This is a genomic window from Pleurocapsa minor HA4230-MV1 (genome assembly GCA_019359095.1).
GTDB lineage: Bacteria > Cyanobacteriota > Cyanobacteriia > Cyanobacteriales > Xenococcaceae > Waterburya > Waterburya minor.
Genome location: JAHHHZ010000013.1, coordinates 435,959 through 448,820 on the forward strand (window position 1 = coordinate 435,959; position 12,862 = coordinate 448,820).

14 protein-coding genes are annotated in these 12,862 nt (G+C 40.1%); 10 read left to right on the forward strand and 4 right to left on the reverse strand.

What is annotated here, in order from left to right; genetic code table 11:
• Window positions 1-45 precede the first annotated feature (45 nt).
• Window positions 46-468, reverse strand: coding sequence for a hypothetical protein (locus KME09_06865; GenBank protein ID MBW4533644.1), 423 nt, complete (start codon window positions 466-468; stop codon window positions 46-48).
• A 299-nt stretch (window positions 469-767) separates the two neighbouring features.
• On the opposite strand from KME09_06865, the gene KME09_06870 reads away from it, so the two are divergent.
• The 5 genes from KME09_06870 (at window position 768) to KME09_06890 (ending at window position 6,458) form a co-directional block, all read left to right on the forward strand.
• Entirely contained in the window at window positions 768-950 is a 183-nt protein-coding gene (locus KME09_06870) for a CsbD family protein (GenBank protein ID MBW4533645.1), read from the forward strand.
• A gap of 428 nt (window positions 951-1,378) precedes the next feature.
• Window positions 1,379-3,862, forward strand: a complete 2,484-nt coding sequence (locus KME09_06875) for a GAF domain-containing protein (GenBank protein ID MBW4533646.1) — start codon at window positions 1,379-1,381, stop codon at window positions 3,860-3,862.
• Window positions 3,855-4,223 carry a response regulator gene (locus tag KME09_06880; GenBank protein ID MBW4533647.1) on the forward strand — a complete coding sequence of 123 codons (369 nt, stop codon included), beginning with the start codon at window positions 3,855-3,857 and terminating at the stop codon, window positions 4,221-4,223. Before KME09_06875 ends, KME09_06880 begins: the two co-directional genes overlap by 8 nt.
• A gap of 168 nt (window positions 4,224-4,391) precedes the next feature.
• Window positions 4,392-5,801, forward strand: a complete 1,410-nt coding sequence (locus tag KME09_06885; protein MBW4533648.1) for a hypothetical protein — start codon at window positions 4,392-4,394, stop codon at window positions 5,799-5,801.
• Window positions 5,802-6,251: 450 nt separating this feature from the next.
• The gene (locus KME09_06890; protein MBW4533649.1) at window positions 6,252-6,458 is read left to right on the forward strand and encodes a hypothetical protein; all 207 of its coding nucleotides are present in this window, start codon (window positions 6,252-6,254) and stop codon (window positions 6,456-6,458) included.
• Between the two features lie 52 nt (window positions 6,459-6,510).
• Here the strand turns inward: KME09_06890 and KME09_06895 are convergent, their stop codons facing one another.
• From KME09_06895 to KME09_06905, 3 genes are all read right to left on the reverse strand, one after another.
• A complete protein-coding gene (locus tag KME09_06895) occupies window positions 6,511-8,844 on the reverse strand; it encodes a hypothetical protein (protein ID MBW4533650.1) in 2,334 nt (777 codons plus the stop codon).
• Window positions 8,845-8,905: 61 nt separating this feature from the next.
• Window positions 8,906-9,565 (reverse strand): hypothetical protein, encoded by a 660-nt coding sequence (locus KME09_06900; GenBank protein MBW4533651.1) that lies wholly within the window; start codon window positions 9,563-9,565, stop codon window positions 8,906-8,908.
• A complete protein-coding gene (locus tag KME09_06905; GenBank protein MBW4533652.1) occupies window positions 9,565-9,924 on the reverse strand; it encodes a hypothetical protein in 360 nt (119 codons plus the stop codon). The genes KME09_06900 and KME09_06905 overlap by 1 nt, the downstream gene beginning before the upstream one ends.
• A 442-nt stretch (window positions 9,925-10,366) precedes the next feature.
• On the opposite strand from KME09_06905, the gene KME09_06910 reads away from it, so the two are divergent.
• From KME09_06910 to KME09_06930, 5 genes are all read left to right on the forward strand, one after another.
• The gene (locus KME09_06910) at window positions 10,367-10,999 is read left to right on the forward strand and encodes a hypothetical protein (protein ID MBW4533653.1); all 633 of its coding nucleotides are present in this window, start codon (window positions 10,367-10,369) and stop codon (window positions 10,997-10,999) included.
• Window positions 11,000-11,108: 109 nt separating this feature from the next.
• Window positions 11,109-11,480, forward strand: coding sequence for a hypothetical protein (locus KME09_06915; GenBank protein MBW4533654.1), 372 nt, complete (start codon window positions 11,109-11,111; stop codon window positions 11,478-11,480).
• 51 nt (window positions 11,481-11,531) lie between these two features.
• Window positions 11,532-11,891: a hypothetical protein gene (locus KME09_06920; GenBank protein ID MBW4533655.1), complete on the forward strand. Its 360-nt coding sequence runs from the start codon at window positions 11,532-11,534 to the stop codon at window positions 11,889-11,891.
• Window positions 11,892-11,899: 8 nt separating this feature from the next.
• Window positions 11,900-12,553 carry a hypothetical protein gene (locus KME09_06925; GenBank protein MBW4533656.1) on the forward strand — a complete coding sequence of 218 codons (654 nt, stop codon included), beginning with the start codon at window positions 11,900-11,902 and terminating at the stop codon, window positions 12,551-12,553.
• Window positions 12,553-12,840 carry a hypothetical protein gene (locus KME09_06930; protein MBW4533657.1) on the forward strand — a complete coding sequence of 96 codons (288 nt, stop codon included), beginning with the start codon at window positions 12,553-12,555 and terminating at the stop codon, window positions 12,838-12,840. Before KME09_06925 ends, KME09_06930 begins: the two co-directional genes overlap by 1 nt.
• Window positions 12,841-12,862: the final 22 nt, after the last annotated feature.

Here is a 12,862-nt window from a genome sequence, read left to right on the forward strand (position 1 = left end):
TTACTTAAAAAAAACCAGCGCGATCGCACAATTTATGTTTATTTGTTAATTTTTAAAAACATCTTTGATATTATCAACAGTGCTTTCAATAATATTCTGAGTTTTATCTACTGCTTTTTTAGTTCGAGCTGCATCTTTATCTGCTTTTTGCTCAATTCGAGCTTTATCTCTTTTAGCTTTGTTTTCTAGCAAACTATCATTGTCTGTTGAGCGATCGACTTTGCTAGCATTTTTATTAGCAGTTTCTTTGACCTTTTCTTTCGTATCTTCAATAAAACCTTTGCTTTTTTCGAGACCGCGATCGGCTTCATTTTCGACTCGATTGCCGAGATCGGCCAAGATCACAGAACCAGCCATGGCTGTATCATTAACTATAAACATACCCTGCCAAACAAAAGCGATGGTCAACAGACTCAAGATACTTGTAACTATCCAGCGTTTGACAGATAAAAATTGTTTTGCGTGCATAATTTTCCTTTGTATAATACTTAACAAGATTTAGATTTAGCACTCTAAGTTGTACTTGATTTAGCAAGCTCTTAAAATCGCTCTTGAGATAGAAATTTAAATTTTGCTCTAGCTAATTTTCAATTTATAGAATTACAACAGAATAGTTAGTAAAAGCGATCGCGCTTAAGTTAAATAGGATTAAATAGGATTAAATGCCAAACTTCTAAGCTTACAACCTTAGATGGATAAATTTTGTATAAAGTTTATCTATCATTAACGTTAATCACAAATAGATAAACTCACGGAGATTAATTATTATGAGTGCTGAAGATAGAGCAAAAGCTACAGCCAAAAATGTTGAAGGAAAAGCTCAAGAAGCTTTAGGCAAAGTAACTGGTGATAAAGGCGACCAAGCTGAAGGAAAAGCAAAGCAAGGCGAAGCATCCACTAAACATGCTGTTGAAGATGGAAAAGATGCAGTAAAAAAAGCAGTTGACTAGTTAACAGTCATCTGAAAGACAAAATCAATTAATTGTTGTTGTTTGTTGATCTTTCTTGTCTTTAAATATCCTTAAGTATAAGTTGCAAAATGATTCTGTTTTTTTGAAAGCAGGATCATTTTTGTTGGCAATGTTAGCAAAAACTAGTGGAATAAGTAGGTGGGTGTAATTAAATTGGAAATGAGGTTAGGGAGTAACAAGTAACGAGTAACGAGTAACAAATAGCTCTAAGGGTAGGGGTTTGATCAATTATTTTGCCTACCTACTTAGACTTCTTGCCCTAAAGCATACCGCTACGCATATCCTTTAGGGCATCTCCCTATTTCCCTACATAAACACCAGTTAGGTAAGATCACAACTTCCTCAGAATTAGTTCCTAAAATATTTAACCACCTGAATCGTGGTCAATTATTGACAAGTTTAGTTAAATGAACAATGAACAATTAAATTTTGAGCAACCCCAACACCCACATGACATTACTAATCGCCAAGCTGATTCTCTAGGGATGTTACTGCATCGGATGACTAATCGCATTCGACAATCTTTGGAGTTGTCAGTAATTCTTTCTGGTGCGACAGCCGAAGTGCGGTCTTTTTTAGGCACAGATCGGGTTAAAGTTTACCAATTTAAATCAGATGGTAGTGGAGAAGTAGTAGCCGAATCGATCGCCAATTGCCATTTGCCATCTTTATTGGGTCAACATTTTCCAGAGGAAGACATTCCCCTAGCAATGCGCCAACTCTATTTGAACGAGCGTCAGAGAACTATTGTCAATGTTGCTTCTAAGCAAATTGGTATGAGTGCCTCAGTTGATAATTGCGATCGTGAATATATTCAGTTTCGTACTGTCGATCCTTGTCATGCCGAGTACTTAACGGCAATGGGGGTACAGTCTTCTTTAGTCGTGCCGATTCTGGATGATGATCGTCTTTGGGGATTGTTGGTTTCTCATCATCGCTTGCCTCGAATAGTAACCGAGAGGGAATTAGAAGTAGTTCAATTAGTTGCCGATCAAACCTCAATTGCGATCGCTCAATCCAATCTACTCGAATCTGCTCGCGTCCAAGCCAAACAAGAAGCCTCGATTAATCTGGTTGGTCAGTCTTTACATTCGATGACTCCAATGCAGCTAAAACAGGCCTTGCAGCAAACGGTTTGGGCTTTACAAGGAGCGGGAGGTAGAGTTTATATTACTCCTCAAAATTCTGATTCACCAGCTCAATTATATGTCTTTGGAGAACAGCCTATACTGTTAAAGCAAAAGCAAGCATCAATACCCGTCGAAGAACATCCAGACTGGCAAACCTGGCTTAAAAATACTATCCAAACTGACAGTGTAATTCAACCCTGGGCGATCGCTGAATCAGATGCTAACTTGTTACCAGCCAAGCTAGAACAAGCATTCAAACCGACTAAGATCAAAAGCATCTTAACGATTAGGTTAGAGCATCGTCAAAAAATCCTCGGTTATCTCAGCATTTTGCGCCAGGGGGTAGATATTGAAACTATTTGGGCAAGACATCCCGATCGCGATGATCCTCGTAATCAATTTCCTCGTCAATCTTTTGAGACTTGGCGCGAACTTCAGCAAAATAAAGCCCGTCCATGGGTGAGTCGTGAAATTGAACTAGCACAAACTTTAGGTAGTCACTTTGCGATCGCTATCTTTCAATATCAAATGTATCAGCAGATTTGCACCCTCAACACTTCTTTAGAACAAAGAGTAGAAGAACGAACGACAGAACTGCAACAAACCAATCAAAGATTACTCCAGGAAATCAGCGATCGCCTTAAAACCAGAGCCTCCTTAGAAAGACTGAGTCATCAAAACGAATTGATTTTAAATTCAGCAGGAGAAGGCATCTATGGACTCAACCTAGAAGGTATCACTACCTTTGTTAACCCTGCTAGTGCGGAGATGCTGGGATATTCCATCAATGAATTACAAAACAAGGCGATGCACAAGATGGTCAACCATTCAACAGCGGAAGGAATTGCTTATTCTTGGCAAAATAATCCGATTTATCAAACTATCCAAACTGGTGAAGTACACCACGGCACTAACGAATTATTTTGGCGCAAAGATAAATCTCATTTTCCCGTAGAGTATGTTAGTACGCCAATTAGAGAAAAAGACCAAATTGTGGGGGCGGTAGTAATTTTTAAAGATATTACCGAACGACAAATTATCGATCGGATGAAAGACGAATTTATCTCGGTAGTTAGCCATGAACTGAGAACCCCCTTAACTTCTATTCGGAGTGCGATCGGCGTATTGTCCAGTAGTGGTTTAGATCTTGCATCAAGTAAAAGTCAACGCTTGTTGGAAATTGCCCTCGATAATTCCAATCGTTTGGTACGTTTAATTAATGACATCTTAGACTTAGAGCGAATTAAATCTGGCAGAGTAGCAATGGTCAAAGAAAGTTACGACGCTACCGAAGTGATGAATGATGCCGTCGAGATCATGCAGAGTATAGCGGATAAAGCCCAGATCCAGCTAGCTGTACAACCACTGTCAGTTCAGGTGCGGATGGATCGCGATCGCATTATTCAAACCCTCACTAATATCATCAATAACGCGATTAAATTCTCTCCACCCCATACTTCAGTTAAAATAGCTGCCCAGTTAATCAACGATAGTATAGTCAGATTTCAAGTTACAGATAGCGGTAGGGGCATTCCTCCAGAAAACTTAGAAACAATCTTCGATCGCTTTCAACAAGTCGATGCTTCCGATTCACGCGATCGAGGTGGAACAGGTTTAGGACTAGCAATCTGTCGTAGTATCATCCAACAACATGGTGGTCAAATCTGGGTAGAAAGCACGTTAGGTCAAGGTAGTACATTTTATTTCACTTTGCCAATTAGTTGTCAAGTCGATACTAGGAGAGAACAAGCTCATGACTAGAAAAATTTTAATCATCGATGATGATGACGATATTAGAGAAGCTACCCAACTTTGCTTAGAGATAGTTGGTAATTGGCAAATTGTGACCGCAAATTCGGGAAAACAAGGATTGATTGTGGCGATCGCCCAACAGCCAGCTTTAATTTTGTTGGATGTAATGATGCCAGATATGGATGGTTTAGAAACTCTTGAACAATTACAGGTTAACGCTGTAACTAAAGATATTCCAGTCATGTTCCTCACGGCAAAAGCCCATCCAGCCGAACAGCGCCAATTTACCCAGTTAAAAGTATCAGGAGTGATTACTAAACCCTACGATCCTTTTGATCTCTCAAATCGTATTGCTGAGGTTTTAGCTTAACTCAACGCAGATGATTCTATTGCCAACAATAGCAGGAAAGGCAAAAATGTCGAAGTCGATCGGACATCGGGATGACAGGAATTGAACCTGCGACAACTAGCTGAACCACTGCTATAGCGTACCCTCAAACACTTACTCACTAACGTTTAGAAGCAAAGTGAGTAAAAAGTGAGTAAGGATTATAATCACGAGTTTGGTTACGAAAGTTTACTATCTGACTTCAAGAGATACCAGAAGGAAACGCCTAGGGGCGTAGGAATGACCCGTAAAGGGCAAAATATCTATTTGCAGTTTAAGACTCCTAATACAGCAAGGAAGCCTTACGCCTGTGGATGTACCTTTACCTTGGATGGAATGGTAGAAGCTTTGAGTAAGTCCAAGAAAGTAGCAGAAGCTCTAAAATCTCTTATCTCTGAGGTTGAATTCTGGGACTGGTACGATAAGGAGATTAAGCAGGAAAGTCAGTTAGCAGATGATAGGTTGACTTTTGGTGAAGCGATCGCAAAAGTAGAGAATGACTTTTGGAGTAGGTTGAGTAGAACCAAGCGTAAAAGAGATAAGAGCAACCCTAGTGATATTGATAGTTGGCTAGTAACCTACGGAGATTTTTATAAGCATTTGCCTAATGACAAAGCAATGAATCTAGCCGATATTACGGCTGCTATAAATACCAGGAGAAAAGGGAGAGAAGTCTATGGTTATGCCGTATCGGCAATGAAGAAATTATGCAGAATCAACAAAAAGCACGCATTGCTTGATGCCTTGGAAGACATCGACACTACACAAACTGAATTTTTAGAACTTCAAAGCATTGACTTAAATCAATTCTTGGCTTGGCATGACAAAGTGTCGGGAAAATCAGAAGAGCTTCACAAAAACGCACGCTTGGACGTGCGTGAAGCTTGGCTGTGGATATTCTCGACTCAGATAGTCTATGCATTAAGAATAAGCGAAGTTTTTGCAATCAAAAACTTGTTTGAACCGTATATCACTAAAGACGGCGTATCTATCCCTGCTTTGAACGACCCCGCTAATACAGACAACCTGATTTATATAGGAGATAAGACCAATTTAGGGACTACAGTAAAAACTGGGCATAGGCTAGCTTGCCCTCAAGTGCCGCCTAAATACCCAGACTTGATAGATAGACTCAAGATCAAAACTCCCGTTCTCCCAAGCAACAAGCCCAAGAGTGACAACCCTAGGACTATTAGAAAGTTTTACCCGAAAGAAGCTCGCAAGAAATTAGTTAAGTGGAATGCCCCTTTTACTCAGACTCACGCCGATAGAAATTTGGGGAACATTAATGGGATGCAAGCGGGTATATCTCAAGAGATCAGGAGCTTTTCTATGGGACATACCCCAGCAATGAATGATTCTAATTATAAAAAGCGAATTGGAACTCAAACAAAAATAGACCTACTGCTTAACTCTAACCAGTCAGCAATCGACTTCGTTACAGCTCTAGCAGAAGCTAAAAAGTTAGTCAAAGAAGATGAAAATAACCGAGAACTAATCATTAGGTTACTGTCAGTAATTTATCAAAAAGATGGTAGAGCGCTAGGTGAGTTACTATAGATTCATAAAGCTAATAACATAGACATAATTTCCTATTAATTTACGACTTTCTTGGCTGGAAGTCGTTTTTTATTGACAGTTTAAATTGATAGGTTATACTCGAAAAAACCTGGCAAGTTTTGCTTTTTCATATAGAAGAAATCAGCCCTCCTTTGCTTCGACCACAAGGGGGGGTTATTGTTTTAAGCAGCTTTAAAATGTTACTTAAGCCCTTATCAGCAGGCTGTATATTTTACCTCTTCACCTACGTTAGTAAACTGTTTCTCGTACCTCGAAAACCTACGGTCAAGCAGTTGACAAACTTCGGTTCAGAGTTATCTTTTAACCATCGCTGATTAGGGGTGATTTATAGGTTTTATCTGTCTAGAGAAACAGAAGCTATACTAAGCAAAATAGTAAGAGTTAGTAAGCATCAAACTAAGCAAAATACTAGAACAGTACCTAACAAGAATGGGTCTAAAAGCAGGAGATTATGGAGTTATGGGTCACACAACAAATGATAGGGTACAAAGGCTAGAAAGAGCCTTAGATAATTGGGTAACCTGTATGATCAGACATACAGCAAAGATGGAAAAGCTGAGCGAACAGTTGTCAGAAATACAGTGTGAAGTAGCAGAACTTAGAAAGTTAGTTGAAACGAAATCTGAACCTGAGTAGGTACTCCTAAGTTGTTTAACAACTTGTTAAACAACTACCAGAGGTGTACCCTTTAGTCATCAGTTTCATCTTTAGCGAAATCAAGCTTAGCTATTTCAGTCTCAGCTTGAGATTCTGCTTTGACATCTTCCTTCTTAACCTTTTCAGCATCTAAGAACAGCTTAGTCTCATCTGCTAAGTCCTTCTTCTCTTTTCTTAACTCGGCAATGTTTTCTTTCGTCTCTACTATCTCTGAGCTAACTTCAGAGATAGCGCTAGCCCCTTGTTCTAGCGTCTGTAAGGTATTGCTCAGTCCTTCCAGTCTTCGCATAGCTTGATTTTGTGGGTTAACCTTTTCCTGCATTAACTGATAAGCATCTTCGTAGACTGCCCCAGACTCTCTTAGGGCATTCCCTATCTTCCCTGTGTTCTCTGCTGTTAACTCTGCTACGTTACGGGCTGAATCAAACAGGCTTCTGGTTAGGTCAAGTACGTTAGCAGTACTTTGATAGATACGATTAGCTGCTGCTATTTTTTTAGTCAAAGCTGCATAGTTCTCCGTGCCTATCATAGACTTAATTAGATTAGTCATTTCACCCTTAACTACAGCGTTCACATCAATAGGGTTGCCTTCACTATCTTTGATGCCCATAGCGCTTAAGCTACCGCTAGCTGCTTCTCCTACAGTTTGAGCTAGATTACCGCTTAACATGACAGCATTATGAATAACTAAGGTAGTAGTGATGCCATTGAGTATCTTGTCAGCATGAGTAGCTTTCCAGGCGGTATCGGCAAACTTCTGAACAGCTTGTAAACCGTAGGTTACGTGACTTACTATTCCTTGCGTAGCACTAGTCGTAGCCTTAATCACGTCTGTGTTGCCCTTAACCGTGTTTAAAACTCCCTGCATTCGCATCAGAAGGGCATTATTAGCTGCCGATCCTATTGCTCCTGCTGCATTGAGATAGCGATCGAGATTTTTATTAATAGGCTGAAGGATGTTGTTATTCATACATCCTCCTGGCTGAGTAGTCGAGCATACCCCTGCTGCTGCTGCCTGAGATATAGCTGCGGGTGCTGTTTGGACAACCGTTTGGCTGATTGCTCCTCCAAAAGGTTTAAGCTGTGCTGCTATTCCTGTTGTTACTATTCCCCCAAGTACAAGAGGTATTCCTGCGACTTGAGTTTTTAGGTCTGTATATTGTTGTGTGTTCACGAGTTCTAATGCTTTTGTTTGTGTTGTAACTTCTGTACCGATGACTTCTTTTAACTGACTATTGGCTTTGGTATTACCAAACAAGTCTTTGAATACACCTGCTTTAGCTCCTTCGAGACTAATTCCTCCTCCACCGATACCAGCCCTGATATCTTTCGTGCTATCGGCTATTTTCTGATCGAAGGTTTTGGTCAAGGTAGTACCCAGTTCACCCACTGTCTTACCTATCTTTGACTCCATCCCTATGAGATTACCTTTTAAGTCTCTAATGCCACTGGCATTGGTGATAGTTGCCTGCTTAACCGTTCTGACGATATACTTACTTTCTTTATTAGCTACTTCTGCTTTAGTAGCTGCTACGGCTGCTCTTAAAACTGCTAACCCTATATCTTTACTTCTTGCCTCACGCTTAAGCTGCACTACTTCAGCTCTTAGGCTAGCTAGCTCTTGAGCGTTAGTATTAGACTGCCTGATTGCTTCATCAGCCTTAGCGCTAGCTACGTTGGCATCTTTGAGTGCCGTATTAGCTTCTATTTTCGCTTGATTGCTTTGAGTAATTGCTCCGTCAGCTTTGACAATAGCTTCGTTAGCTTTAGTAGTAGCATAGCTAGCTGCCCTAGATGCATCACTAGCTTGATTGCTGGCTGCTATCGCCTCAGTTCTGGCTCTAATAGCTTCGCTGTTAGCAGCGTTAGCAATGGTAATAGCTTGGTTTGCTTTACTAGCTACACCGTTGGCAATGGCGATCGCTTCATTAGATTTAGCAATAGCCGTATTCGCTTGAGATACGGCAGCATTACTCGTCCTGATTGCCTCTTCAGCTCTAAACGCTGCACCTGTAGCTATACTTTGAACCTGTTTTAATTGGCTTTGCAGTCTACGAAGATCATTGTTTAAAATTAAAAGCTGCGCTTGAGTAGCTAGTAATCCTATGAGGCTAAGGATATTGGCTAATCCTCCCAAAAACTTAGCTATTTGTCCTAGTGCGCTTTTAGCTAATGCTAGTCCAGACTTAGCTAACATTAAAGCTTCCTTGGCTACGGCTGCTGCTTCATCTGCGTAAGTGGCTACAATAGCTACAACAGTAGGGACTGCTGCTGTGGCTGAAGCTTTAATTATTTCTGGTTTTTCTGCCTTGTCTATTTTTGCTGCTACTTCTGGCTTAGTAGCTAAATCGGTACAACTTCCCATGCTTGTTATTGTTTGAAATTAATTATTGGTTTGTATATCAGTAGCCTTTAATTTACTCTCCTTACTTCCTAAAACTCTTTACTGCTTTTCCTGTTTTCGTGTCGTAACAACAGACCTCCGAACCACAATCACACTGACAAGTGCCTGGAGGACATTGATCGCCACAGAAATGAGTGACAATAGGACAAGTCGGAGTTGCTTTTTGATAAACTACTACGTTGTTTTTGGTTATTTTAAAAAGGCATTCCGTACAATTGGCGGTTAAACCATCAACTCTTACAACATCAATGGTTTTAAAGTTAGTGCCGTAAGAAGCGGTAGTGTTTATACATGGCTGGGCGAATGGTTGTTCTCTCCAGCTTTGTGCTGGGTAATCGGTTAACAAGTTGACGTTGTAATTAGGAGAACGATCGTACAAAAGTATTCCTCCATAATTATTATTTTTTAACCGTATTCCCCACGTACTAGATACAGGTTTTACTTCAGCGTCCCAAGTTGCAACATCTGACCCAATTATTGCTGCTGAAGTTCTCCAGGAATATATTTTGTTGCAATCAGGAAGTGTTTTGTTCATGAAAGTGCCAAAGGCATGGTATCTGACAGGGCATTTATTGCTTTGAGGGTTGAGCGAATAACTATCAGCACCGATAATCTGTTGTTTATCCTCCCCTGCATACTGCCATTCAATTGTTGGTTTTTGACCGTTAGAACAAAGTGCCATTAAACTGCGTTATCAGGATCGAATGCAGTACTATCTATCGTGTAGAGACTAAACACAAACTCATTCTTAATTTGTGATACGTCTTGTCTGACTTCAAAAGTTTTAGGACTAAATGAATCAGAGGATACGAGAACGTTAGTCTTGTCGGTTATTTCTGCACCGTTAGCATCTTTAGCTGGTTTAGCTCTCAAGTGTATTCCAGCGATGAGGGTGGCTATTTTTTTGCTAGCGGTCGCTGTAGCAGGATTATCTAGCATCTGTGTTCCGTTAGCGTGTTTGAAGTCTGCTAGGTCAATGGTAATAGTTGAGCCTGTAGAAGTGGCGTTAGCACCGAGAATGTCTGTTAGTGTTTGAGTCATTTTAGATAGTTAGGAGTTTTATTGATGTGTGTACTCTGATCGGAGTATTGTTTGACTGATTTATCTCTTGTAAGATTGGCAACTTAACAAGCAGAGTTGAGTAAAAATTTCTTGATAATTAAAACTTGCCATAGTTAATCAACCTAATTGTTTGAGTCTAAATACGTATCTGGTAGTTGTTTAACAAGTTGTTAAACAACTCAGAAAGATGTACTTACCCTCGTTAGTTTTATTAGTATACTTGTACTAATCTAGAAAGTCGAGTTAATTGATTATGGCTAGCAATGATATTGAACTATTTCAAAGCTTCTGTAGAAAGTTTTTCAATCGAACAGTTATTGAGCATTTCAAAGATGTCACTAATGACGATCCAGATACACTAAGCAGAAGTGTCCCTAGGCAGTTAATCAAACGGATATGCCTGCACAAAGACAAAGACCCAATGATTTTAACCGTTGGTCGTCTACTGATTTGGTGGGTAGAAGCTAGAGGATTATTTGATGAGTTTATTTATGGAATTCCTGCAACAACATTCCACGAAACAGTTAGGTTTCAACCTCAAATCAAATTATTTTGGCGAGAGCGAACTAAAGAAGCTGCTACTAACAACAGATATCCTGCTAGAGCAGCTTATACAGTAAGGTTCAAGGGAGATGTAAGCAGTAGAGCCGACATCGTTGCTTTGAGAAATAAAGTAGAGCGTATTTTTGGAGGGAGTACTCCACATTCATTCACTAAGGGTAGGGAAAAATACAGCTACAGGGACAAGGAGAAAGGCTACGAGTTCATTATTACTGCCCAAAACAAAGCAGAAGCAAAATCAGTCATCAACGCTTTGCTGGAAATTCAAGGAGACAACCCGCTTGAAGAAGAACTGTTGACACGTTCTACATCTGAAAAAAACTGGAATGCGATTAAGACAGTGAGGGTAAATGGGCAAGCTTACACCAAGCCAAAACAAAGACCTGTTGCCAAAGTTTACTTCACTCACGCAGAATTAGCCGTTCATGGTATGGCTAAAGACATTACTCTTGTAAGTGTCATCCCTACAAAAGTCTCGACTAAGTTAATTTAGTAGCTCTAATAATTGATTGGACAACGGCTAAACCTATAGGTTTCTATGCTAGGGGGAAGCCTGAAAACTTTTGATATAGTTGGGCTGTAGTTATTCAATTTAAAAAACGATGGCAGCATTAAGACCGCATGTATTTACAGTGGGAGCGAAAAAATATTTCATCCGACTTCCCGACGTTTATGACAACGGGGCAGATTATACAGTAGGTTCAGCTTTTGGCATCTCAAAACTTACTGGAGACATAGAAGTGTCGGACGACGATGACAGAATGGAGGTGTCGGACGGGCTTAAAAACGGCAAGTTAATCAGAGTTAGGATTAGTTACAAAAAAACTGTCAATGGCGTAACGCGAACTAAAACAGCTAAGCTTGTTTGTCCTATTAACAAAGCTGCTGCGGGGATTGCTGCTGTTCAAGCGAAAAAATACGCAGGAGTTGATGTTACTACTTCGGGCATACCAAGACGTAGAAGACTGGGCTAAGTACCTGCATATTATTCACACTTTATTTATTCCTAATAATTACTAAAAGAAATGGTTGCAAGATTCAAGAAATTTAAGCTAACAGCTACTATAGACGGGCAGACTTACGAGACGTATTTTTTAGCTCCTCCCGATCATTACGCGGGAATTGCTACTGATGCGGGGGTCGAGGCAGTTGATCCAGATACAATTGAGATCAATATGCCTGTTACCAAAGTAGAAGAAATTTTAAAGTCTCCTCTAGGTACGCGTAAGAGAGTAAAAGTAAAAGTCGGCACTAAGCACAAAGTTGTCAATGTTGTAGTCTCTGCTTCTAAGACATTGACATTTGACGACGATGTTCTGGGGACAACTTACAAAGGTGGGGAAATTGACGGAATATCCGAGCCTCGTACCGCTAGTTTCTTCTAGCTTTTGAAATGACCTGGAACGAAATAGGACAATGGGTTATAGACCAACCTGAGACGGTTATTTTAAGTACCTTCTCATCAAGGATAGCTGTAAAAGTTTCTGAACCGTCTAGGTTCAAATCTACTTGGAATTTAGCAGGATTCTTTTACAGCTATCTAGATATTCCTCTAGTTGGGCTGGTCAAAACTGATGAGAAATTTAACGTTTCTCTAAAAGAGCCTACCTTATTTGTTCCGCAAGTTTTTAAACCTAGCTATACTTTGAAGTTTTTCAAAGTTGCCTGGATATCATCATTAACTTTAACTATTTACGAAGATTCTATGCCAATTAATTTTGAACCCGCAGCACCAGTGGTGAACGTACCTAGCCTGTTTGCTAGTGCTGCTCTTGGTGGTACTGTGCCAATTTCTACTACTTCAGTTGCTTTCTTAGCTGCTAATGCTAACCGTAAAAAATTGGTAATTGCTAATAACAGCAATCAAGACTTATATATTGACCTTGATGCGACCGCCTCAGTTGCCGATCATGCGATTAAGATTCCTAAAGTTTCAGCTAGTGGTTTTATTGCTAGTTATGAATTAGAAAACTACACAGGTGTTGTTTCTGGTATTTGGGCTGCTGCTGGTAGTGGTGCTGCTTTAATTAGGGAGATGGTAGCGTAATGACTGACCAAGAAATTAATCATCTAATTGCTACTCAAGTCAACGGCTGGATTCACGACGAAGGTATCTTTTACCACGATGCTAGTGGCTTTACTTGTTATCTAGCTGACTACTGTAATTCTATTCCTCACGCTATGGACTTAGCTAAGGCTAACGAGGTTGCTCTTAAGCCAACAGTCGATGGCTGGAGTGCTTACAAGTTAGCTGACGAAACAGTAGTAGGTACAGACTCGCTAGCTAGTAAAGCTATCTGTCTCTGCTTGACTGCTACACTTTCTGCCTCATAACCGCTTAAATCTTCTATCAGTT

Bases quoted from the DNA above. Each gene is read 5' to 3' on its own strand.
- KME09_06865 (MBW4533644.1), bottom strand. From the start codon at position 468: ATGCACGCAAAACAATTTTTATCTGTCAAACGCTGGATAGTTACAAGT.
- KME09_06870 (MBW4533645.1), top strand. From the start codon at position 768: ATGAGTGCTGAAGATAGAGCAAAAGCTACAGCCAAAAATGTTGAAGGA.
- KME09_06875 (MBW4533646.1), top strand. From the start codon at position 1,379: ATGAACAATGAACAATTAAATTTTGAGCAACCCCAACACCCACATGAC.
- KME09_06880 (MBW4533647.1), top strand. From the start codon at position 3,855: ATGACTAGAAAAATTTTAATCATCGATGATGATGACGATATTAGAGAA.
- KME09_06890 (MBW4533649.1), top strand. From the start codon at position 6,252: ATGGGTCTAAAAGCAGGAGATTATGGAGTTATGGGTCACACAACAAAT.
- KME09_06895 (MBW4533650.1), bottom strand. From the start codon at position 8,844: ATGGGAAGTTGTACCGATTTAGCTACTAAGCCAGAAGTAGCAGCAAAA.
- KME09_06900 (MBW4533651.1), bottom strand. From the start codon at position 9,565: ATGGCACTTTGTTCTAACGGTCAAAAACCAACAATTGAATGGCAGTAT.
- KME09_06905 (MBW4533652.1), bottom strand. From the start codon at position 9,924: ATGACTCAAACACTAACAGACATTCTCGGTGCTAACGCCACTTCTACA.
- KME09_06910 (MBW4533653.1), top strand. From the start codon at position 10,367: ATGATTTTAACCGTTGGTCGTCTACTGATTTGGTGGGTAGAAGCTAGA.
- KME09_06915 (MBW4533654.1), top strand. From the start codon at position 11,109: ATGGCAGCATTAAGACCGCATGTATTTACAGTGGGAGCGAAAAAATAT.
- KME09_06920 (MBW4533655.1), top strand. From the start codon at position 11,532: ATGGTTGCAAGATTCAAGAAATTTAAGCTAACAGCTACTATAGACGGG.
- KME09_06925 (MBW4533656.1), top strand. From the start codon at position 11,900: ATGACCTGGAACGAAATAGGACAATGGGTTATAGACCAACCTGAGACG.
- KME09_06930 (MBW4533657.1), top strand. From the start codon at position 12,553: ATGACTGACCAAGAAATTAATCATCTAATTGCTACTCAAGTCAACGGC.